Genomic DNA, 22,769 nt, shown 5'->3' on the forward strand with positions numbered 1-22,769 from the left:
TGTCGAGGGAAACAGAGCGATACTTAATAATCAGCTGTCTTTCTCAACCCGTGGCTGGGCCTGAGTGCTCGACGCTTGAGGGGTTTGCGCAGCTTCCTGAGCCTTGGCCGTCATTTCGCTCTGATACTGTTCGAATGCAGCAGCGCGTGCGGAATTGTGCGCAACGAATGACTGCGACTCTTCAGCGTTGGCGAACGGAGACAGAAACAAAGAAGACAAAACGAAAGCGCTGGCAATACCCATAGTGTTGGACATCTTTAAAACCTTCTTGCTTGGCAAGTGCTGTTTGGTGCGGCAAAGATAAGGGGGATTGGAGAGGGGAAAAAGAGCGGATTCATGAAAGGACTGTTGCGCTTAAGGCAACAGTTGTGAGGCCGGCACCCGAACCTGTAGCAGCTGGCGAAGCCTGCGTCCGGCTGCGAAGCAGTCGCGAGATCAGGCGCTGCGGTCTGTCAGATAGACCGCGTGTGTAGGGTTTACGACTGCTTCGCAGCCGGACGCAGGCTTCGCCAGCTGCTATGTATGGACTCGCCCCCACATTCAACCTGCTTTTGAACACTGCTACCCGGTTGCATCTATGTATGAGGCCTGTTCGAGGAAGTCTTGAGCGGCTTCTGGCCAACATTGGGTAAGCTCGCGGTATGCCGATTACAGTAAGGCCTCGAGGGCCAGTAGCAGCTCAGGCATCAATCCGCGACGGTCTGACCTGGGGTCAATGTTCTTAGCATGGGTTGGAGCGCTTAACGCCCCGGTGGCAGAACTCAGTGATCAGTGACTCATCGCAGCCTCCGGCGCAGCGCCCGGCTGGCGACGATAAGTCTGGTCGTTTTGCAGTAGCACCCAGAGGATGCGCAGGTTGCGGTTGGCCAATCGCACCGCCGCTTCCTTGCGACCCAGACGAGAGATCCAGCGCTGGAGACGTTGGTCGTCCGGCTGCTGTGAATCGGGTCGTAGCTGTTTCAAGACGGCGTGGGCACCCTGGATCGTCAGACTGCGCAAGTAAGCATCGCCATGTTTGCTCATCTTGCCCAGCCGAACCTTCTCGCCAGTGCTGTGCTGGCTGGGCACCAACCCGAAGTAGGCGGCGAACAAGCGGGCGTTGGCAAAGCGTTCAGGCTGGGTCTGCTTGGCCAACAGCGCCGTGGCGATGATCGGACCAACGCCGCGCACCGTCATCAGCCGCTTCGCCGTCTCGTCCTCCTTCGCGGCCGTTTCCAGCCGACCGGTCAGCACGTTGACGCGCTCGCCCAGTTGGCTCCATTCGCCCAACAGTTCGGCGATCAGTTCGCGCAGTAAATCGGGCAACGGTTGGGTGGCATCTTCCAGTATCCGAGGCACGAGCTGGCTGACAGCTGTTTCGCCCTGCGCCAGGGCCACGCCATGTTCCAGCAGTAACCCGCGCATCTGATTGCCGACCGCCGTGCGCCGCCGAACATAGCCCTGCCGAGCCCGATGCAAAGCCTGCATCGCCAGCGCCGCCGCACTCTTGAGCGGCACGGCCGAAATCTTGATATCGCGGCCTGCGCGCAAGATCGCCAATGCATCGTTGCGATCGTTTTTCGGGCCGCTGCGATGATTGGCAACCAGCTGGGCCGGGAGGATGCGGACTGGATTGCCCTGCGTTTGCAGCAATCGTCCCCAGGCCTGAGCGCCTGGCCCGGTTTCCACCAACACCGTCACGCTCGCGGGAAGTTTATGAAGAAATGCCTGGAAGGCCTCGCGTGACTTGATTCGATCCTCGAACAACACCCGGCCGAGGGCATCCTCCCCGGCCAGCTGAAAGACCCTTTTGGCAAGATCCACCGCAACGGTGGTGCATGCCACCACATCGGCTGACAAAGACTGATTGATCGTCGTATGCTTTTTCATGGCCTCGCCCTCGCTGTCGTTGGCTTCTATAAGAATGCCACCGTGGCGCACAGACGCCTCGGCTTGGGCGAGTCCATTCAATTACAGGACCGGTGCGGCCCGGGCATCGCGTTGGGGTTAAACCGGAAGATGAATCCCAAACGTATTCATCCCATGATCACTGCGCACAAACACATCCCCCCCATGCATCAACGCAATCGCCTTGACGATCGCCAACCCCAGCCCATGGTTGTTACCACTGTTGCTGCGCGACGCATCGACCCGATAAAAACGCTCAAACAGCCGCGACAAATGCTCATTGGCAATCGGCGACCCCGGGTTCGCAACCCCGATGCTGACCTGATGTTCCTCAACTTCGATCCGCACCTGAATCACCTGCCCGGGTTCAGTGTGTTGCACTGCGTTACTGAGCAAGTTGATCAACGCCCGGCGCAGATGAGCGATCTCGATCCGCACCTGCGCGTCACCACTGACCTGCACCTGAACCTGCGCGTCTTCAAGGATGAAATCCAGATACTCCAGCGTCGTCGCCACTTCATCCGCCAGTGAGGTGGAGGTCAGTTTGGTCGCTTTGCTGCCCTGATCCGCGCTGGCGAGAAACAGCATGTCGTTGATGATTGAGCGCAGTCGCTCAAGCTCTTCAAGGTTCGATTGCAGCACTTCAAAATAGTGTTCCGCAGAGCGCCCGCGAGTCAGCGCAACTTGGGTCTGGCCGATCAGGTTGGTCAGCGGCGAGCGAAGTTCATGAGCGACGTCAGCGTTGAACGACTCAAGGCGCGAGTAAGCCTGTTCGACCCGCTCCAGTGTCGAGTTAAACGAATTCACGAACTGATTCAGTTCCGGCGGCAGAGGCGACAATTGCAGGCGGCCGGACAACAGCGGCGGGGCCAGTCGCTGGGCTTCCTGGGACAACTTGATCAGCGGTTTGAGGCCGATCCGCGCCACCCAATAACCGAGGGCCGACGCCAACAACACGCCGATGATCGCCAGGCTGATCAGCGCGATCAGCAAATGGTGCTGAGTCTGTAAAAACGTCTCAGTGTCGATGCCGATCATGAATCGCAACGGCGGGCGTTGATCCTTGGCCGGGAACTGGCTGACCAGCACTTTCAGCGGATAAGGGTGATCCGGCAGTTGCAAGTCACGCGTGCCCAGCGGCCCTTCGGCAAAGGCGCGGATCTGCGGCGTCAGGTTGCCGTATTCGTAGTTCGGATCGCCGCTGATGATCCAGAAACTGATGCGCTTGTCTTCTTCACCGAGCAGCTTGAGCTTGTTGTTGATCTTCACCCAATGCTCAGGTGTGCCGTAACGCCCGACCGTGGATTCGAGCACGCTGTAGCGCGCGTCCAGCTCGGCCTCGGGCAGCAAACCCAGGCCTTTGTCGACCTGCTGATACAGCGCCCAGCCGATCAACAAAAACACTAAAAGCGCCACCAGCGTGAACATTCCACTGAGGCGCAGGGCAATCGAGTTACTGGACACCACGGCTCTCCAGCACATAACCCATGCCACGAATCGTGTGCAGCAGTTTCTCTTCGAACGGTCCGTCGAGCTTCGCTCGCAAGCGTTTGATCGCGACTTCGACAACGTTGGCGTCGCTGTCGAAATTGATGTCCCAGACCATTTCGGCGATGGCGGTTTTCGAAAGGATTTCACCTTGCCGGCGGGCCAATACGCTGAGCAGCGAGAACTCCTTGGCGGTCAGGTCCAGGCGCGTGCCGGCTCGGGTGGCTTTGCGGCTGATCAAATCTATCCATAGGTCGGCGATGCTCACTTGCACCGGTTCATGACCGCCGCTGCGCCGGGTCAGCGCTTGCAGGCGCGCCACCAGTTCGAGGAAGGAAAACGGTTTGCCAAGGTAATCGTCGGCACCGTCGCGCAGGCCTTTGATCCGATCCTCCACACGCTCGCGGGCGGTGAGCATGATCACCGGGGTTTGCTTGCGCGCACGTAATGCGCGCAGTACGCCGAAGCCGTCGAGGCCCGGCAGCATGACGTCGAGGACGATCACCGCGTAGTCGCTTTCCAGCGCCAGGTGCAGGCCTTCGACGCCATCGCGCGCCAGGTCCACGGTGTAACCCTGTTCCGTCAGGCCGCGGTGCAGATAATCCGCGGTTTTTTCCTCGTCTTCGATAATCAGAACGCGCATGACCCCGCCTCAGTCTGTGGTTGCCAGCGCCGGCATCGGTGCGGGTTTGGGCTTATGGAAAAGCCGCTCCAGCCACAAGTATATGACCGGAGTGGTGAACAACGTCAGCGCCTGGCTCACCAGCAAGCCGCCGACCACCGCGATCCCCAAGGGCTGGCGCAGTTCGGCGCCGGTGCCGTAGCCGAGCATCAAGGGCAGCGCGCCGAGCAGGGCGGCGAGGGTGGTCATGATGATGGGCCGGAATCGCGTGATACAGGCCTGGTAGATCGCTTCTTCCGGCGGCAGTCCGCCCTTGCGTTGGGCTTCGAGGGCGAAGTCGATCATCAGGATGCCGTTCTTCTTCACGATCCCGATCAGCAGCACCAGCCCGATCAGCGCCATGATCGAAAAGTCCTGCCCGCAAATCCACAGCATGATCACCGCGCCGAGCCCCGCCGACGGCAGCGTCGAGATGATCGTCAGCGGATGCACGAAGCTCTCGTACAGCACGCCAAGAATGATGTACACCGCCACCAGCGCCGCCAGGATCAGCCATGGCTGGCTGGCCAGCGAACTCTGGAACGCCTGGGCCGCGCCCTGGAAGTTGCCGCTCATGGCGGCCGGCATGCCGATTTCGGCCTTGGCCTGGTTGAGCATGATCACCGCATCGCCCAGCGCCACACCGGGCGCGAGGTTGAACGACAGGTTGGCCGCCGGGAACATGCCGTCATGGGCGATGGACAGCGGACCGACCGTTGGCGCGTCGAATTTCGCCAGGGCCGACAGCGGCACCATTTCCCCGCTCAGCGGCGAGCGCAGGTAGAAATAGTTGAGGCTTTCGGCCTTGCCGCGCTGCTTGGTGTCCAGTTCCAGAATCACGTTGTACTGGTTGATCTGCGTCTGGAATTCGTTGATTTGCCGCTGACCGAAGGCGTCGTACAACGCTTCATCGACATCACTGGCGGTCAGGCCAAAACGCGCGGCGGCGCTGCGGTCGATGCTGATGTGGGTGATGCTGCCGCCCAGTTGCAGGTCGTTGGAAATGTCGCGGAACGCCGGGTTGGCGCGCAGTTTTTCCGTGAGGCGCTGGGTCCAGGTGCTGAGGGTCGCGCCGTCGTTGCTCTTGAGCACGTATTGGTACTGCGCGCGGCTCGGGCCGGAGCTGAGGTTGATGTCCTGCCCGGCGCGCAGGTACAGCACAATGCCCGGGACTTTCATCAGTTGCGGACGAATCCGGTCGATGAACTGGCTGGCAGAGACGTCGCGGTCGCCGCGTTTTTTCAGGGAGATCCAGAAGCGACCGTTGGCGATGGTCTGGTTACTGCCGGAGACGCCCACGGAGTGGGAAAACGCTTGAACCGCCGGATCCGCCGCGACGATTTCGGCCATCGCCAGGTGTTTTTTCACCATGTCGCCGTAGGAAATATCAGCGGCGGCTTCAGTGGTGCCGAGGACAAAACCGGTGTCTTGCACCGGGAAGAAGCCTTTGGGGATAAAGATGTAACCGGCGATGGCCAGACCGAGGGACAGGCCGAACACGCCGATCATCAGCTTCTGGTGGGCGAGGGCCCGGCGCAGAAGTTTTTCATAGCCTGCCAGCAAGCGTTCGCCAAAGGTTTTTTTGCCGTGGGCGTGATGCACTGGCGCACGCATGAACAGCGCGGCGAGCGTCGGCGCCAAGGTTAGCGAGACCACCACCGAAATCATGATGGTCGAAGTGGCGGTCAGGGCGAATTCCTTGAACAGCCGTCCGACCACACCGCCCATGAACAGCAGCGGAATGAACGCCGCCACCAGCGAGAAACTGATCGAGACCACGGTAAAACCAATCTCGCCGGCACCTTTGATCGCCGCCTCGCGCATGCCGTCGCCAGCCTCCAGATGACGGTGAATGTTCTCCACCACCACAATCGCATCATCGACCACAAACCCCACGGCCACCACGATCGCCACCAGTGTCAGGTTGTTCAGGCTGAAACCCATGATGTACATCAGGGCGAAACTGGCGATCAGCGAAACACCCAACACGGAGGACACGATCAGGGTCGCCGACCACTGGCGCAGGAACAGCGCCATCACCGCCACCACCAGCATGATCGCGATCAGCAGGGTGACTTCCACTTCGTGCAGGGAGGCGCGGATGGTTTGGGTGCGATCGACCAGCACCTTGACCTGCACCGAGGCGGGTAGCATGGCTTCGAGACCGGGCAAGGCGGCCTGGATGCGATCCACGGTTTCGACGATGTTGGCGCCCGGTTGCCGGGAAATGACCAGGTTCACCCCAGGCTTATCACCGGCCCAGGCTTGCACGTAGGCATCTTCCGAACCGTTGACGACTTTCGCCACATCCTTGAGATGAACCGGGGCGCCGTCCTTGTAGGAAACGATGAGTTGGCTGTATTCCTCGGGGTGGAACAACTGGTCGTTGGTCGACAGCGTCGAAATGCTCGACTCGCCATACAGCGCACCTTTGGCCAGGTTGAGGCTGGTGTTTTGGATTGCCAGACGAATGTCTGCCAGGGTCAGGCCGATGGCCGCAAGTTTGTCCGCCGAGGCCTGTACGCGGATCGCCGGACGTTGCTGACCGGTAATGTTGATTTGGCCTACACCGTCGATCTGGCTGATCTGACGCGAGAGTAGGGTTTCGACCAGGTCGCTGAGTTCGGTACCGGGCATTTGCGTCGAGTTGACGCTGAGGATCAGCACCGGGCTGTCGGCCGGGTTGACCTTGCGCCACGTCGGCAGTGTCGGCATGTCTTTGGGCAGCTTGCCGGCGGCGGTGTTGATCGCGGCCTGGACCTCCTGAGCGGCGGTGTCGATGCTTTTGTCGAGGGTGAATTGCAGGGTCAGGTTGGTCGAGCCCAGCGCGCTGCTCGAGGTCATCTGGGTCACGCCCGGGATGGCGCTGAATTGCACTTCAAGCGGCGTGGCCACCGACGAAGCCATGGTCTCCGGGCTGGCGCCGGGCAATTGTGCGGCGACCTGGATGGTCGGGAATTCGGCTTCCGGCAACGGCGCGATGGGCAGGCGCGGGAAGGCGATGACACCGAGCAGCACCAGCGCAAAGGTCAGCAGAATGGTCGCAACCGGATGGTCGATGCACCAGGCAGAGACCGAGCCATGGCCCTTCATGGTTTCGGCTCCGATTGCACCACTTGCGGTGGATCACTCAGGACCTGGACCGTCGAACCGGGCTTGAGCCGCGACTGGCCGTCGCTGACCAGTACGTCGCCCGGTTTGACGCCTTTGATGATGTCCTGGCCGCTGCCTTGGTGGACCATCTGCACTTGCACGGTTTCGACCTTGTCACCGTTGACCCGGTAGACAAAATGTTGATCGAGGCCGCGTTGTACGACAGTGGGTGGCACCACCAGCGCATCTTTATCCAGCGCTGTCTGAATTTTTACCGTCACCAGCAAGCCCGGCCAGAGTTTCTGCCCGGCATTGTTGAATTCAGCCTTGGCGCGGATGGTCCCGGTGTTGGCGTTGATCTGGTTGTCGATCAGGGTCAAATGACCCTCGCCCAGCAGATTGCCGGTTTCGCCGTCGGTGTCGGCGCCGATGTAGGCCTTCACCTGAGCATGTTCCGGATCGTTGATCAGACCCTGCAGGGTCGGCAGCATTTGCTGTGGCAGGGAGAACTCCACGGCGATCGGGTCGATCTGGGTCACCGTGAACAGGCCTTGAGCGTCGGTCATGCGCAGGAAGTTGCCTTCATCTACCGTGCGAATACCGACGCGACCGGTCACCGGGGAGCGAATCTGTGTGTAGGAGAGCTGCACTTGAGCGGCGTCGATCGAGGCCTGGTTACCTTGGGCGGTGGCTTTGAGTTGGTTGACCAACGCCTGTTGCTGGTCATAAGTCTGTTTGGATACGCCGTCGTCCACGCTCAGTAGCTTGTAGCGTTTGAGGTTGACCAGCGCGACTTGCAGTTGCGCCTGGCTTTCGCCGAGTTGCGCCCGGGCCTGATCGAGGCTGGCGCGGATCGAGCGGTCGTCGATGGTGGCGAGCAGGTCACCTTTGTTCACCAGTTGGCCTTCCTTGACCAGGATTTTGGTGAGGATGCCGTCGATTTGCGGGCGCACTACAACGCTGTGCAGGGACAGCACCGAGCCGATGCCGCTGACGTAGCGGGGGACGTCTTTTTCGACGACGTTCACTACCCGAACGGGGATCGCAGAGGGCGCGGTCAGTTTGGTGGTAGCGGGCTTGATGGCGTACCACAGCCCCAGCGCTGCCAGAACGATCAGAAGGGCGGCGAGCAGGGCGGGTTTTTTCTGAATTCGCATGCGAGTGGGGCGCCGGGGCTGGGTGGTCGGAGTTTTTTCCGGTTTATACCTCCCTTTATAAACCTGTTCGCCCGTCAGGAAGGTGACTGCTAACTGACGGCGCTGTCAGTTTGGACCTCTGCGGGTCGACGCCGATCCCCCCGAGCGTCCGGCCCCTCGCTTAGGCTTGGCGTTCCTTCCTTCCGGTATCCATTCGCGAAGACGTCAGCGCCGTCAACGCAAAACCCGACGGACTCGCTCGCTGCTTGAAGCTTGCGGCTCCCGAGACAGGTATACTGCCGCCTTTCGCGGCTCGCTGACCGGGCCCGACTCTATTGCATCACCCGGAGCTTTCATGACTTCCCCGACACAACCGCCGGTTGCCGACGCTTTGAGCGACGACCAGGCAGACCTGCCAGACAGCGTCGACTCCAGCGCAGACAGCGAAACCAAAGCCGGGATCCCGGCGTTCAAGTTCCCGTTCAAGCCGGGCGACCTGGCCGCAGCGAAGAACGCCAGCCAGCCCTGGTACAAGAACGGCGCCAAGAACGGCCATACCAAGACCCCGGGCGCAGCGCCTCCCGGTACTCGTCGTTCGATGGGTAAGCGCTGAGTTTTAAACGCTGCGGTGCCTGATCTACCGTCTTCGCGAGCTTGCTCGCGAAGAAGCCATCAAAGGCAATACACCTTCTGGATCAAGCCGCCCGCAACGAAATAAACGCATAGTTCACTGGCGTATCCGTCGCCACTTGCGCGCCCGTCGCCTGCACTTGCCCGGCAATGTCCTCACCCGACACATGAAACAGCCAGTCAGCGCCTGACTCAGCCAATGGCTGCGCCGCAACCTGATCGATGGCCATCGCAAACGCCGTCATGTCCGGCAGATAAGCAGTAAAGCCATCGCCCTTCAGCGCTGTAGTCCGAATCCCCAGCAGCGCGCAAATCGCCTCCTTGGTCTGAATGTCATCGCGATCCGCCTGACGGGAACGCTGGATTAATCCGGCCAGTTCCTGATCCACCAATTCGCCTCCCACAATCAGATCCGGTCCCTTTTCCCACGACTCGGGCGGACATTCCTTAACGGCAGTGTTCAGGGGAATGTGCGGATTGATTTCCATCGGATAGATGCGGCACACCAGCGGCCGGCGTTCGTAGATGCGGCAGAGGTTGTCTTCGTCAAGATTCCGGCAAGGGCCGACGTTGTACGCGGCAAAGGTGATCGCTATGAACGCCTCGGATGCGCCGCTTCGAACCCTCACCGAACGGCGTTCGGCGTGATCGCGTTGTTGCATGGGCAGGCCCAGGCCATTGCCCAGGAAACCTTCCACCAGCACGATCACTTGACCGCCATCGGCCGCCCACATCCGGGCTTCGGGCAGAGTCAGCGGCACGTGGTGGTCGTTGCAGCATTTGCCACAACCTACGCAGGAAAACGTCGTATTCATTGAACGGCCAGTCGCATAAAAGGACATGAAACGGCGACAGATTGCCGCCGCAAAGGCCACTGTCGAAGCAAGTTATGCGCCAGTTACTGCGCCTTGGCGGTGGGGCGGATGGAGTCCCATTCGGTGACGTAAGCGGATTTGCTTTTCTTGTTGTAGAGACACAGTTCGGTGCCTTGCTGGCCTTTCATGTGTTTTTGCGGGTATTGGCCTTGCAACAGAAGAGCGGTGTAGCCAACCCGGTCATCGAACTGCGCGGCGTTGCCGACGGGTTTGGCATTTTTCAAGCCACTGGCCTTGGTGCAACTGGCGAGCACCGCTTTGTCGTAAGCGGCCCAGGCGTCGGGGCTGGAAGCGTTGGCCTGGGTGGCGAGGGCGGCCAGGCAGAGGAGGGTAAGGGTCCAGACTTTCATGTTCGGCATCCTTGGGCGGGTATTGACCAAGGTCTGAGTATGTCAGGTGGGGACCGGTTCCCGGCGGATCACAAGCATTCCGGCGTTTTCATACAAACGCTGCGCCCGAAGGTTGTCTTCCAGCACCTTCAAATCCACAAAACCTTCGCGTCGTTGCTGAAATATGTTGAAAGCATGTAGCAGCAGCGCGCGTCCTAATCCTTGCCCCTGAGCCCGTGGATGCACCACCAGGTTCTTGATATAGGCGCTGGTCCAGCACTGGCACACGCCGACAATACCTTCAGCATCCAGAGCAATAAAGCACAGGCTCGGATCATATTCAGGATCGGTTTCAAAACGCTGTTGCCAGACGTCGAGTGCCGGCACGCGACCGCCACCTTGCTGATAACCCAGTTCCATCAAACGATGAACGGCTTCTGCCAGTTCGGGGCGGTATTCGTTGAGGACAATTCCCTGAGGCCAAGTGATCGTAGGCACAACTTCAGCGAGGTTGCGCCGCATCAGAAAGCAGAAGTCCTTGCTCAAGCCTCAATGACCTTGTTCAGCGACAGCCTTGGCTGCTTCGATCAGGCACTTGGTCAGTTCTGGCGAGGAGAACTTGGTCAGCACCGCGTTCGCGCCGGCAAGACGGGCCTTTTCGCTGTTCATCGCGCTGTCCAAAGAGGTGTGCAGCAGCACATAGAGGTGCGAGAAGTCCGGGGTTTCGCGCAGGGTTCGGGTAAATGCATAACCGTCCATCTCCGACATTTCGATGTCCGAGACGATCAGGTTGATCTGCTGGTCCGTGCCTTGCAGGTCCAACAGGCAGTCGATGGCTTCCTTGGCACTGCGGGCGGTGTGGCATTGAAGGCCGAGGTTGCGCAGGGTGTGCACCGATTGCTGCAACGCCACCTGGCTGTCATCGACCACCAGAATCCGCGCGTTACCGAGTACTTCGGCGTCTTCCATGCTCAGTTCGGTCGGGGCCGTTTCGATTTGTGCCGGGGCGATGCCATGGATCACTTTCTCGATGTCCAGCACCTGTACCAATGTGCCATCGACCGAGGTCACGCCAGTGATGTACGAACGCACGCCGCCAGAGCCAAAGGGCGGTGGACGGATGTCGGTGGTCAGGCAGTGGACGATCTTACTCACCGCTTGAACGTGCAAACCCTGCTTGGAGCGGCTGACATCGGTGACGATCAGGCAGCCACCGTTCGGGTCTTCCAGCGGTCGTTCGCCGATGGCACGGCTGAGGTCGATCACCGACAACGAGGCACCGCGCAGGGTGGCGATGCCTTTGACGTGGGGATGCGACTCCGGCAGCTTGGTCAGCGGCGGGCAGGGAATGATTTCACTGACTTTCAGCAGGTTGATCGCCATCAGCTTGCCGCTGCGCAAGGTAAACAGCAGAAGCGAAAGTGAATCTGCGCGGGCTTTGTTTGAGGACATAAAAACCTTCTGTGGAAAAAGGTGATAAGCGACCGCGAGGATCGCCAACAGCTATCGATGCCGGGTTATCGACTTGTTGCGGGCAGGCTTTAGGCCAAATGCCCAAACGGTAACCCCCAGTGGCGAGGGAGCTTGCTCCCGCTCGGCTGCGCAGCAGTCGCAAAATCGGACGGCCTGATACAGGGCGGAGCCTGATTTGGGAGCGCTTCGCGCTCCAGCGGGAGCAAGCTCCCTCGCCACAAGGGTTAGGCGGCGCTCATTTCATGCCCAATCGTTTGGCCATTCTTCCAAGATTCGCCCGATCCAAGCCTAGCTCACGCGCCGCACTCGCCCAATTGTTATGGTGCCGTTCCAGACAGGCGTCGATCAGTCGACGCTGATAATCCTCGGTCGCCGCCCGCAAGTCTCCCGAGACCAAAGCAGCAGGGTTGACAGGGACTGGCTCGGTTGCAAGCTCAACGCTGCCATTGGGCAAATCCAGATCCGCCGCGCTCAAACTGAGAATCTTCGGCCGCTCCTTGCAGTTACCCAGCGCCTTCAAGGCGCTACGGCCAATCAAGTGCTCCAGCTCCCGCACATTGCCCGGCCATGCATACGCCAGCAATGCAGCCTGTGCATCGTTGGTCAGGCGCAGGCTGTTGAGGCCCATGCGTGAACGGTTCTGCTCGAGGAAATAGCCGCTGAGCAGCAGCACATCCCGCCCACGATCGCGCAGTGCGGGCACCAGCAACGGATAAACGCTCAGACGGTGATAGAAGTCGGCACGGTAGCGGCCACTGCGCACTTCCTCGGCCAGATCGCGGTTGGTCGCGGCGATCAGACGTACGTCCACCTGATGTTCTTTATCCGACCCTAATCGCTGCAATTGACCGCTTTGCAGGACTCGCAGCAATTTGGCCTGGACGGTCAGGGACAGCTCACCGACTTCATCGAGAAACAGCGTGCCGCCATTGGCCAGTTCAAACTTGCCGCGCCGATCGTTCATCGCGCCGGTGAAGGCGCCGCGGACGTGGCCGAACAATTCGCTCTCCACCAGCGTCTCCGGCAGCGCGGCGCAATTGAGGCTGATGATCGGCTTGTCGGCCCGGGGCGATGCGGCGTGGATGGCTTGGGCGACCAGTTCTTTGCCGACCCCGGTTTCGCCGGTGATCAGCACGGTCAGATCGCTGCCGCCCACCAGATTGATTTCTTCCACCAGCCGTTTGTGGGCCTTGCTCTGGCCCATCATCTCGCGGTTCTGCTGGCCGCTGGCTTGTCGGTAAACCTCGGCACGCTGATGTTCGTCTTCGACACGATTGGCCAGGCGTTCGATACGCTCGGCGGCATTGACCGTGGCGGCGGCGAGGCTGGCGAAGGCTTCCAGGGCGTCCAGTTCGATCGGTTCGAAGCGCTCCGGATCGAGTGCGTCGAGGGTCAGCAAACCCCATGGGCGCTCGTCGATAAACAGCGGGCAACCCATGCAGTCGTGGACTTCCAGATGATCATCGAGGCCATCGATCAGGCCGTCGTAAGGGTCGGGCAAGTCGCTGTCGGCGGCGAAACGGGTCGGGCCGTGGCTGCTGAGCAGCGCTTCGAAGCGCGGGTGTTCGCTGACTTTGAAGCGTCGGCCGAGGGTGTCGGTGCTCAACCCGTCGACGGCCAGTGGCACCAGCCATTCGCCATCAAGGCGCAGCAGGGCAGCAGCATCACACGGGAGCAACGCGCGCATGGCTTCAAGCAAGCGCCGATAACGCTCGCCTTCGGGGAGTTCGCGGGACAGGTCGGCGACCAGTGGCAGCAAAGTGGTTAGCAAGGCTTTTGCAGTCATAGTGACTCCATGTAGTCGGTATGACTATAAGTCAGTGTGTGTCGATATGACTATAAAGAATTTAATTTGTTGATTTATAACGTTTTAATTATTGGCACGGAAACTGATAAGTACAAGGCAGTCAGTTAGCAATCCAAGTAGATCAGGAGTCGCCTTATGCTTAGCGTTCAAGACCGTGCAATCGTCAAATCCACCGTGCCCTTGCTGGAAAGCGGTGGCGAAGCATTGATCACTCATTTCTACCGCATGATGCTGTCCGAGTACCCGGAAGTCCGCCCGCTGTTTAACCAGGCCCACCAGGCCAGCGGTGATCAGCCGCGCGCCCTTGCGAACGGTGTCTTGATGTATGCGCGGCACATCGACCAGCTCGACCAGTTGGGCGACCTGGTGGCCAAGATCATCAACAAGCACGTGGCCCTGCAAATCCTCCCGGAACATTACCCGATTGTCGGTTCCTGCCTGCTGCGAGCCATCTCTGAAGTGCTGGGCGACGAGATCGCCACACCTGAAGTGATGGCCGCCTGGGGGGCTGCTTACGGTCAATTGGCCGACATCCTGATCGGCGCCGAAACCAGCATCTACGACCAGAAGGAACAGGCACCCGGCGGCTGGCGCGGGGCGCGGGAGTTCATCGTGGCGGCCAAGGTGGAGGAGAGCGCGGAAATCATCTCGTTCTACTTCGAACCGGCCGACAAAGGCCCGATTCTGGCAGCAGAGCCAGGCCAGTACATCGGCATGAAACTGATCCTTGATGGCGAAGAGATTCGTCGTAACTATTCGCTGTCGGCCTTGGCCAACAAGGGCCAGTACCGGATCAGCGTCAAGCGTGAAACCGGTGGCCGCGCCTCCAACTATCTGCACGATCAACTGCATGTTGGCGCAAAAATTCAGCTGTTCCCGCCATCGGGCGAGTTCACCCTGACCGACAGCGACAAACCGTTGGTGCTGATCAGCGGCGGCGTCGGCATCACTCCCACCCTGGCGATGCTCGAAGCGGCGCTGGCGACCGAACGACCGGTGCACTTTATCCACTGCGCGCGTAACGGTAGCGTTCACGCCTTCCGCGACTGGATCGATGGCTTGGCCGAGCGTCACCCGCAACTCAAACGCTTCTATTGCTACGACGAAGATGATGGCGTGAGCCCGGCGGCGAACAAGGTTGGCCTGTTGAGCCAGGAGCAACTGGGCGAGTGGTTGCCGCAGCAGCGCGATCTGGATGCTTACTTCCTCGGACCTAAAGGCTTCATGTCGGCGGTCAAGCGTCACCTCAAAGCGCTGGGTGTGCCGGAGAAGCAGAGCCGTTACGAATTCTTCGGGCCGGCTTCGGCACTGGAATAGTACGCAAAACCTGTAGGAGCCAGGCTTGCCGGCGAAGGCGTATTCAAGATCGCCTTCGCCGGCAAGCCTGGCTCCTACAAATACGTATCAGCCCTTCAGTTCTTTCAAATGTTTGTACACAGTCGCCCGACCCATGTTCAGCACGTTCGCCACATAGTTGGAGGCGCTTTTGCCTTTGAAGGCGCCCTCGGCGTGCAGTGCCAGCACCAGTTCGCGTTTATGGTCACGGGTCAGCAGGTTCAGGCTCAGCTGACGTTCGCGAAGCCAGGCGTGGAGGAAGGTGTTGATCCGCTCCTGCCAGTCATCGCGAAACAGTGAGTCCGGTTGCGGAATCAACTTGCTCGGCGACAGGAACAGGTCTAGCGCGGCCTTGGCATTTTCGAATAACGAAATATTCAGATTGATGCACAGCACCGCCAGCGGATGACCTTCACTGTCGCGCAGCACGCTGCTCAGGCTGCGAATCTTCTGACCATCCCAATTGAGCTTTTCGTACGGTCCGATGTTTCGTTCGCTGATCTCTTCGCTGAGCATGTCCCCCAGCGCCGAGTCATCACCAATTTCCCGTTTGGACAGGTTGTTGGCGATGTAATCGACTTTCTGGGTGCGCAGATCGTGCAGCACCACCTCGGCGTGAGGAAAGAACAACGTGGCGATGGCATCGGCGATCGCGCGGAAGTTATCCAGCGGCGAGCTCTTCAGTGCAGAGTCATCACCGGCCGGTTCTTGTTCTTGGGCGTTCATAAAGTGCAGCTCCAGACAGCATCAGCGCCCCATCAAAAAAGGGCGCTGGAAGTTTGCCGCAATCGTGTCGGCACGTCACCTGCGTCCGAAACTCAACCCAGTCGCGAAGGGGAGAGCATCTGGGTGTTCAGACCGAAGCGAGTCAGTTGCTCGGGCAAAGCTTCGCCGCGTACCAGTGCAGCGCTGGCCTGGCCCATGGCCGGCGAGGTCTGGATGCCATAACCGCCTTGTGCCGCTACCCAGAATAACCCCGGCACCTGCGGATCGAAACCGGACAGCAAATCACCGTCGCTCACGAAACTGCGCAAGCCGGCCCAGGTGCGGGTCGGACGGCGGATGGTCAGGGTGGTGGCTTCTTCGATCTGGTAGATGCCCATTGCGATGTCCAGCTCTTCAGGCTGCACGTCGTGTGGTTCCACCGGGTCGGCGTTGGCTGGCGAGCCGAGGAACATTCCGGCGTCGGGCTTCATGTAGAAGGATTCGTCGAGGCTGACCAGCATTGGCCAATGGTGGATGTCCACGCCCTCGGGGCCGGCGAAGATGAACGCCGCACGGCGCTTGGGTTGCAGGCCCAGTGGTTTGGCACCGGCGAGCTCACCGATTTTGTCGGCCCAGGCACCTGCCGCGTTGATGATGATCGGAGCGCTGAAGGTTTGACCGTTGGTTTGTACGTGCCATACACCTTCGGCGTCACGGGTCAGGCTCAGGACTTCGCTGTCAGTATGAACTTCGCCCTTGTTGCGTCGGATACCGCGCAGGTAACCCTGGTGCAAGGCATCGGTGTCGATGTCGCTGGCGGTCGGGTCGTAAATCGCACCATGGACCTTTTCCCGACGCAGGATCGGCAGGCGCACGCAGGCTTCGTCGGCGCTGAGCATCTGCATTTCCGGCACCGTGGCTTTGGCGCTCAGGTATTGATTGTTCAGTTCGTCCGGGTCGCCGGTGAAGTCCACGGTCATCTCGCCACGCGGGGTCAGCAGCGGGTGTTCGCAGAAACCGGCCGGCGGCGCGTCGAAGAAATCACGGCTGGCCTGGGTCAGCGCCCGAACCTGCGGTGTGCCGTAGGCGGCGGTGAACAGCGCCGCTGAACGTCCGGTGGAGTGGTAAGCCGGATGGGACTCGCGTTCGAGCACGATCACTCGGGCGTGCTGCGACAACCAAAAACCGGTGGAAGCACCGGCAATCCCGCCGCCGATGATGATGAAATCTGCCTGGCTCATGAACGTCTCCTGATGGGGCGTAAATGCCGAAATTTGTGGTGTTAGTGCTGTAGGCGGTAGATGGCATTGGCCAGTGCAATGTCTTCCAGGCCCAGGCCGATGGAGCGGAAGAACACATGGCGGTCATAACCAGGGCGCTGGACTTTTTCGCTGAGCAAATCGGGCAGGTCGCCGATGATCGCGTTTTTGTCCCAGCCATGTTGTTCACCGGCAATCAGCATCTCGCCAGCCGAGCCCGGGGTGGTCAGACGATAGTCACAGAACACTTGCATGTCATTGAGGCTCTGCGGCGGTACTTCATGGGCGCGCGGTGCGTTGGTGCTGATCGAGGTGATCAGCGCCGGTTTGCTCAAGCTTGACGGGTCGATCACCGGGCCTGCGGACGAGGTGCAGAGCATGATCACGTCGGCGTCTTGCACGGCCGCTTCACGACTGTCGACGATGGTCAGCCGAGGATCGAGGCTTTTGAGTTGCGCCAATACTTCGGGATTCTTGTCACTCAGGCTCGGCGAGTAGAGGCTGATGCTCTGCCAGTCGCGCAGGTCTTTGACGTAGTGCAAGTGCGCCTGGGCGACTTTGCCGCTGCCAATGATCGCCAGGCGTTTGGCTTTGAGCGGGGCGAGGGCGTCGACCGCCACGGCGGTTGTGGCAGCGGTGCGCGCCGTGGTCAGTTCGCCTGCATCGCAGAGCAGCAACGGCTGGCCGGTCTGCATCGACATCAGCAGCGTCCAGGCGGTCACGAGCGGGCCTTGTTCACGCACGATGTACGGCGAGGTCTTGACCCCGTACACGCCGTCTTCGGCCAATACGCCCAGGTAGTTGATGAAGTCGCCAGCGCCCTGCGGGAATTCCACCAGTTGCTGCGCCGGTTGCACGGCTTGCCCGGCGGCCAGGTCGCGGAACAGCTTGCGCAGGATCTGCGGCACGTCGACCTGCGCCAGCAGCTCGCGGGCCTGAGGTTGGGTGATCACGTAAGGCGTACTGGACATGGTCGGCTCCGGGAGCTGGAAGTAAACTAATTTGTCCATTATGGACTTTTAGTTGTCTCGATCAATCTCCGGACGAAAAAAAAACGCAGTCCGTTTCCGGCTGCGCCTCTTTTAGTGCGACCCGTGTTACGGGCGCTTGCGCTCAACCGCCCGCAGCAGATGCGTCGGTGGCGTTTCGCAACTGATCTTGCGACCCAGCAGCGCCTCGATGGACGGTAGCTGGTAGGAGTCGTCTTCACCGGCAAAGCTGATGGACACGCCATCGGCGCCGGCACGACCGGTACGACCGATGCGATGCACGTAGTCGTCCGGGACTTCTGGAAGGGTGAAGTTGATCACGTGGCTGATGCCGTCGATGTGGATGCCGCGACCGGCCACATCGGTGGCGACCAGGACGCGGATCTTGCCTTCGCGGAAACCTTCCAGGGTCTTGATGCGCTTGTGCTGCGGCACGTCGCCGGACAGTTGCGCGGCGTTGACGCCATCACGCACCAGGCGTTCTTCGATGCGCCGCACTTCATCCTTGCGGTTGGCGAACACCATCACCCGCTCCCAACCATTGTCGTTGACCAGGTTGTAGAGCAGTTTGTATTTGTCGGCACCGGCCACGGCGTAGATGTGTTGCTCGACGTTTTCGCTGGCCACGTTCTGCGACTCGATCTCGACGATCGACGGGTCGGTGGTCCATTGCTTGGCCAGGTTCATCACATCTTCGGTGAAGGTCGCGGAAAACAGCAGCGTCTGACGCTCGTTTTTCGGCGGAGTCTGGCGAATGATCTGACGCACTTGTGGGATGAAACCCATGTCGAGCATCCGGTCGGCTTCGTCCAGGACCATGACTTCGACCATGTCCAGGTGCACGTCGCCGCGCTGGTTGAAGTCGAGCAGGCGGCCCGGGGTGGACACGAGAATGTCGCAATGACGGGCTTCGAGGTGCTTGAGCTGCTTGTCGAAGTCCATGCCGCCAACAAACGTCATGACGTTGAGGCCGGTGTATTTGGTCAGGTCGGCTGCGTCCTTGGCGATCTGCACCACCAGTTCACGGGTCGGCGCGATGATCAGCGCCCGCGGCTCGCCCATGTAACGCTCTTTCGGCGGCGGGGTTTCCAGCAACTGGGTGATGATCGAAATCAGGAACGCTGCGGTTTTGCCGGTGCCGGTCTGGGCGCGGCCAATGGCATCTTTGCCGGCCAGGGTAAAGCCGAGGACTTGTGCCTGGATCGGCGTGCAATACGGGAAGCCCAGGTCCTGGATGGCGTGCATCAGTTCGGGGGCAAGTTTGAAATCGTGGAAACGGGTTTTGCCTTCCTGGGGTTCGACGGCGAAGTCTTTGAGTTTCCAGGGGATAACCGGTGCTTTCGGCTTCGGTTCGCGACGCGGTCGGGCAGGTTTCGCAGCTTCGCTGCTCGGTTCTTCAGAGGCCTGAGCCTCAACGGGTTGGACGGCCGGTGTGGCCATCGGCTCGTGCTTCGGTACCGCTACGGTTGCGGTCCGGCCAGACTGATTACCGTCGGTGCGGTGGCTGGGATGGTGAGAAGGAGCGCTGGAGACTGGCGCGAGCTGCTCAGTCTCGCTTTTACCGAACATTTTCTTGAGTGCTTTGAGCACGGTCATCTCATCAATTGATTAAGGAATATACGCCGGCCAGTGTAATGCAAGAATCGGGCGCGGCGTAGTGGGATGGATCAATGGGCTGCTTTTCACATAAACAGTTAACGCAAGCGCTCGGCGAGCCAGACACCAATGTCGCGAATCTCCTCGGGTAACACTTCGTGGCCCATTGGGTATTCCTGCCATGTCACGGTGACACCATGCTGCTTTAAATACTCGTAGGCGGTGCGGCCCATGGCGTTTTGAACGACGTCATCGTACTGGCCGTGTAAAGACAGCACGGGAATGCGCTGCTGGCTGGCGGAAAGCTCCAGTTCATCACTGAAGGTCGGTGCATAAGTCGAGAGGGCAAGTACGCCACCCAGCGGTCCCTGCCATTTCAAAAACGCGGCGTGTAACGCCACCGCACCACCTTGGGAGAAACCTGCCAAAAATATCCGCGAAGCGTCTATTCCGCTGGCGCGCTGCACGTCGATCAATTTAATGACCCTGTCTGCCGACTCTTCCAGCTGCTCGCGGTTGATCGCGCGCGCCGGGCTCATGGCCAATATGTCGTACCAGCTTGGCATCTCGTAACCACCATTGATGGTCACGGCGCAGGTCGGTGCCTGAGGCAGAACGAAGCGGGTGGTCAGCAGGCTTTCCTGTAACGCCTCGGCCACCGGCAGGAAGTCGTAGCGATCGGCGCCCAGGCCGTGCAGCCAGATAACGCAGGCATCTGCGGGCTTCACGGGCTGAAGAATCAAGGGCTCGGTCATGGTTGCTCCAATATTGTGCAGGCGCTCTCATTGAGTGCGAGGTCTGAGGGCATGCCTGGTTGATCAGTTAATAAGATGTCGCAAGGCTACAAGTTTTGCTATTGACCTGTCGCACAATCGCTTCGGCGAGCGGTCTGGTACGGGCTTTGCTATGGGGAAACGGTGCAACCCATCTCGCGCCTTGCGGTAACACTATCAGTGTACTGCTGGCGGTGGGATAGCAAAGAATCCGGTGATGGATGTTCGCCAGTGGCCGCTACGGGCTTCGCGAACGTGAAAGGGCTACAGCCCGTTCGGCCGATTGGTGAGAAGTGAGTTGTCCATGATGTGGATTTTCTCCTACTAGACTCATAGCGCAGGTCTTACGTCGGTTGACCCCAAAAAAAGCCAACACGGGTCAACAACGCCTCATAAGGGTGCGACTGGACTCAAGCTCCGACACAACAAGAGCAAAACTGGAGGTTTGAATGAAGATGTTGAAATCCACCCTGGCGATCGTGACTGCAGCCGCAGTACTCGGTGTCAGTGGGTTCGCTCAGGCGGGTGCAACCCTGGATGCAGTGCAGAAGAAAGGTTTCGTACAGTGCGGCGTCAGTGACGGTCTGCCTGGCTTCTCGGTTCCGGACTCCACTGGCAAGATCATCGGCATCGATGCTGACGTCTGCCGCGCTGTGGCCGCTGCCGTATTCGGCGACGCGACCAAGGTCAAATTCAGCCAGTTGAACGCCAAAGAGCGCTTCACCGCGCTGCAGTCCGGCGAAATCGACGTGCTGTCGCGTAACACCACCTGGACCAGCTCCCGCGATTCGGGCATGGGCCTGGTGTTTGCTGGCGTGACGTACTACGACGGCATCGGCTTCCTGGTGAACAACAAGCTGGGCGTGAAGAGCGCGAAAGAGCTCGACGGCGCCACCATCTGCATTCAAGCCGGTACCACCACCGAGCTGAACGTTTCCGACTACTTCCGCGGTAACGGTCTGAAATACACCCCGATCACCTTCGACACCTCCGATGAAAGCGCCAAATCGCTGGAATCCGGTCGTTGCGACGTGCTGACTTCCGACAAATCCCAGCTCTACGCACAACGCAGCAAGCTGGCGACCCCGACCGACTACGTCGTTCTGCCGGAAACCATCTCCAAGGAGCCTCTGGGCCCGGTCGTGCGTAAAGGCGACGAAGAGTGGTTCAGCATCGTCAAGTGGACCCTGTTCGCGATGCTCAACGCTGAAGAAATGGGCATCACCCAGAAAAACGTTGAAGCTGAAGCCAAAGCCACCAAGAACCCGGACGTTGCTCGTCTGCTGGGCACTGACGGTGAATACGGCAAAGACCTGAAAGTGAAGAAAGACTGGGTCGTGCAGATCGTCAAGCAAGTGGGTAACTACGGTGAAGTGTTCGAGAAAAACCTCGGCAAAGGCACTCCACTGGCCATCGACCGCGGGCTGAACGCTCTGTGGAACAACGGCGGCATTCAATACGCACCACCAGTGCGCTGATGGTTCTATCACCCGGTGGGCCAACCACCGGGTGATGTTCTGTTCCATTATTTGCGGGGCACTTCATGCAAAATTCAATCGGCGCACCAAAGCAGAGGCTCAGCCTCAGCGATCCAAAAGTGCGTGCGTGGCTATTTCAGATCATCACCATTGTGGCGGTGGTCTCGATGGGCTGGTATCTGTTCGATAACACACAGACCAACCTTCAACACCGGGGCATTACCTCCGGCTTCAGCTTTTTGGAGCGCAGTGCCGGTTTCGGCATCGCTCAACACCTGATCGACTACACCGAATCGGACTCGTATGCCCGGGTGTTTGTCATCGGCCTGCTCAACACGCTGCTGGTGACCTTCATCGGCGTGATCCTGGCGACGATCCTCGGGTTCATCGTTGGTGTGTCACGGCTGTCGAAGAACTGGATCATTGCCAAGCTGGCGACGGTGTATGTGGAGGTGTTCCGTAACATTCCGCCGCTGCTGCAAATCCTGTTCTGGTACTTCGCGGTGTTCCTGACCATGCCGGGGCCACGCAACAGCCATAACTTCGGCGACACCTTCTTTGTCAGCAGCCGTGGCCTGAACATGCCGGCCGCATTGACGGCGGATGGTTTCTGGCCGTTTGTGGTCAGCATCGTCGTGGCCATTGTCGCCATCGTGCTGATGAGCCGCTGGGCGACCAAGCGCTTCGAAGAAACCGGCGTACCGTTCCACAAGTTCTGGGTGGGCCTGGCGCTGTTCTTTGCGATCCCTGCGCTGTGCGCATTGATCTTCGGCGCGCCATTGCACTGGGAAATGCCGAAGCTGCAAGGCTTCAACTTCGTCGGTGGCTGGGTGCTGATCCCGGAACTGCTGGCGCTGACCCTGGCCCTGACGGTGTACACCGCGGCGTTCATCGCCGAGATCGTGCGTTCGGGCATCAAGTCGGTCAGCCACGGCCAGACGGAAGCAGCGCACTCGTTGGGGTTGCGCAACGGTCCGACCCTGCGCAAGGTGATCATCCCGCAAGCCCTGCGCGTGATCATTCCACCGCTGACCAGCCAATACCTGAACCTGGCGAAGAACTCCTCGCTGGCGGCCGGTATCGGTTATCCGGAAATGGTTTCGTTGTTTGCCGGTACGGTGCTGAACCAGACCGGGCAGGCAATCGAGGTGATTGCCATCACCATGAGCGTGTACCTGGCGATCAGTATCAGCATTTCCCTGCTGATGAACTGGTACAACAAGCGCATTGCGCTGATCGAGCGGTAAGGAAAAGC

20 protein-coding genes are annotated in these 22,769 nt (G+C 59.8%); 4 read left to right on the top strand and 16 right to left on the bottom strand.

Features of this window, described 5'->3' with window-relative positions:
• Positions 1 to 30: 30 nt before the first annotated feature.
• The 6 genes from ABH912_RS25805 to ABH912_RS25830 all read right to left on the bottom strand — a co-directional run bounded on the left by ABH912_RS25805 (position 31) and on the right by ABH912_RS25830 (position 8,286).
• Positions 31 to 255 (bottom strand): hypothetical protein, encoded by a 225-nt coding sequence (locus ABH912_RS25805; RefSeq protein ID WP_033061346.1) that lies wholly within the window; start codon positions 253 to 255, stop codon positions 31 to 33.
• A gap of 513 nt (positions 256 to 768) precedes the next feature.
• The gene (locus ABH912_RS25810) at positions 769 to 1,869 is read right to left on the bottom strand and encodes an IS110 family transposase (RefSeq protein ID WP_429513162.1); all 1,101 of its coding nucleotides are present in this window, start codon (positions 1,867 to 1,869) and stop codon (positions 769 to 771) included.
• 117 nt (positions 1,870 to 1,986) lie between these two features.
• A complete protein-coding gene (locus ABH912_RS25815; RefSeq protein WP_429511929.1) occupies positions 1,987 to 3,351 on the bottom strand; it encodes a heavy metal sensor histidine kinase in 1,365 nt (454 codons plus the stop codon).
• Positions 3,341 to 4,018: a heavy metal response regulator transcription factor gene (locus ABH912_RS25820; protein ID WP_033056445.1), complete on the bottom strand. Its 678-nt coding sequence runs from the start codon at positions 4,016 to 4,018 to the stop codon at positions 3,341 to 3,343. The genes ABH912_RS25815 and ABH912_RS25820 overlap by 11 nt, the downstream gene beginning before the upstream one ends.
• A 9-nt stretch (positions 4,019 to 4,027) precedes the next feature.
• Positions 4,028 to 7,129, bottom strand: coding sequence for a multidrug efflux RND transporter permease subunit (locus ABH912_RS25825; protein ID WP_429511930.1), 3,102 nt, complete (start codon positions 7,127 to 7,129; stop codon positions 4,028 to 4,030).
• Positions 7,126 to 8,286 (bottom strand): efflux RND transporter periplasmic adaptor subunit, encoded by a 1,161-nt coding sequence (locus ABH912_RS25830; protein ID WP_429511931.1) that lies wholly within the window; start codon positions 8,284 to 8,286, stop codon positions 7,126 to 7,128. Before ABH912_RS25830 ends, ABH912_RS25825 begins: the two co-directional genes overlap by 4 nt.
• A 334-nt stretch (positions 8,287 to 8,620) precedes the next feature.
• On the opposite strand from ABH912_RS25830, the gene ABH912_RS25835 reads away from it, so the two are divergent.
• Positions 8,621 to 8,878: a hypothetical protein gene (locus ABH912_RS25835; protein ID WP_033056441.1), complete on the top strand. Its 258-nt coding sequence runs from the start codon at positions 8,621 to 8,623 to the stop codon at positions 8,876 to 8,878.
• Positions 8,879 to 8,960: 82 nt separating this feature from the next.
• Here the strand turns inward: ABH912_RS25835 and ABH912_RS25840 are convergent, their stop codons facing one another.
• The 5 genes from ABH912_RS25840 to norR form a co-directional block, all read right to left on the bottom strand.
• Positions 8,961 to 9,710, bottom strand: a complete 750-nt coding sequence (locus tag ABH912_RS25840; RefSeq protein ID WP_429511932.1) for a YkgJ family cysteine cluster protein — start codon at positions 9,708 to 9,710, stop codon at positions 8,961 to 8,963.
• A gap of 83 nt (positions 9,711 to 9,793) precedes the next feature.
• Entirely contained in the window at positions 9,794 to 10,120 is a 327-nt protein-coding gene (locus tag ABH912_RS25845) for a hypothetical protein (RefSeq protein ID WP_429511933.1), read from the bottom strand.
• Positions 10,121 to 10,162: 42 nt separating this feature from the next.
• Positions 10,163 to 10,621 (bottom strand): GNAT family N-acetyltransferase, encoded by a 459-nt coding sequence (locus ABH912_RS25850; protein ID WP_429513164.1) that lies wholly within the window; start codon positions 10,619 to 10,621, stop codon positions 10,163 to 10,165.
• Positions 10,622 to 10,648: 27 nt separating this feature from the next.
• The gene (locus ABH912_RS25855) at positions 10,649 to 11,551 is read right to left on the bottom strand and encodes a chemotaxis protein CheV (protein WP_033056437.1); all 903 of its coding nucleotides are present in this window, start codon (positions 11,549 to 11,551) and stop codon (positions 10,649 to 10,651) included.
• 256 nt (positions 11,552 to 11,807) lie between these two features.
• Complete coding sequence (gene norR, locus ABH912_RS25860) at positions 11,808 to 13,358, bottom strand: nitric oxide reductase transcriptional regulator NorR (RefSeq protein ID WP_429511934.1); 1,551 nt, start codon at positions 13,356 to 13,358, stop codon at positions 11,808 to 11,810.
• 156 nt (positions 13,359 to 13,514) lie between these two features.
• On the opposite strand from norR, the gene hmpA reads away from it, so the two are divergent.
• Positions 13,515 to 14,696, top strand: coding sequence for an NO-inducible flavohemoprotein (gene hmpA, locus ABH912_RS25865; RefSeq protein ID WP_429511935.1), 1,182 nt, complete (start codon positions 13,515 to 13,517; stop codon positions 14,694 to 14,696).
• Between the two features lie 87 nt (positions 14,697 to 14,783).
• Here the strand turns inward: hmpA and ABH912_RS25870 are convergent, their stop codons facing one another.
• The 5 genes from ABH912_RS25870 to ABH912_RS25890 all read right to left on the bottom strand — a co-directional run bounded on the left by ABH912_RS25870 (position 14,784) and on the right by ABH912_RS25890 (position 20,018).
• The gene (locus tag ABH912_RS25870) at positions 14,784 to 15,440 is read right to left on the bottom strand and encodes a helix-turn-helix transcriptional regulator (protein WP_050482800.1); all 657 of its coding nucleotides are present in this window, start codon (positions 15,438 to 15,440) and stop codon (positions 14,784 to 14,786) included.
• A gap of 92 nt (positions 15,441 to 15,532) precedes the next feature.
• Entirely contained in the window at positions 15,533 to 16,660 is a 1,128-nt protein-coding gene (locus ABH912_RS25875; protein ID WP_429511936.1) for an NAD(P)/FAD-dependent oxidoreductase, read from the bottom strand.
• A gap of 41 nt (positions 16,661 to 16,701) precedes the next feature.
• Complete coding sequence (locus ABH912_RS25880; RefSeq protein WP_429511937.1) at positions 16,702 to 17,649, bottom strand: ornithine cyclodeaminase family protein; 948 nt, start codon at positions 17,647 to 17,649, stop codon at positions 16,702 to 16,704.
• Between the two features lie 126 nt (positions 17,650 to 17,775).
• Complete coding sequence (gene rhlB, locus ABH912_RS25885; RefSeq protein WP_429511938.1) at positions 17,776 to 19,263, bottom strand: ATP-dependent RNA helicase RhlB; 1,488 nt, start codon at positions 19,261 to 19,263, stop codon at positions 17,776 to 17,778.
• A 98-nt stretch (positions 19,264 to 19,361) separates the two neighbouring features.
• Positions 19,362 to 20,018 carry an alpha/beta hydrolase gene (locus tag ABH912_RS25890; RefSeq protein WP_033056431.1) on the bottom strand — a complete coding sequence of 219 codons (657 nt, stop codon included), beginning with the start codon at positions 20,016 to 20,018 and terminating at the stop codon, positions 19,362 to 19,364.
• 467 nt (positions 20,019 to 20,485) lie between these two features.
• On the opposite strand from ABH912_RS25890, the gene ABH912_RS25895 reads away from it, so the two are divergent.
• Complete coding sequence (locus ABH912_RS25895) at positions 20,486 to 21,514, top strand: amino acid ABC transporter substrate-binding protein (RefSeq protein WP_033056430.1); 1,029 nt, start codon at positions 20,486 to 20,488, stop codon at positions 21,512 to 21,514.
• A gap of 65 nt (positions 21,515 to 21,579) precedes the next feature.
• Positions 21,580 to 22,761: an amino acid ABC transporter permease gene (locus tag ABH912_RS25900; RefSeq protein WP_033056429.1), complete on the top strand. Its 1,182-nt coding sequence runs from the start codon at positions 21,580 to 21,582 to the stop codon at positions 22,759 to 22,761.
• Positions 22,762 to 22,769: the final 8 nt, after the last annotated feature.

The sequence above is a fragment of the Pseudomonas sp. BT76 TE3572 genome, assembly GCF_050435365.1.
Lineage (GTDB): Bacteria > Pseudomonadota > Gammaproteobacteria > Pseudomonadales > Pseudomonadaceae > Aquipseudomonas > Aquipseudomonas fluorescens_W.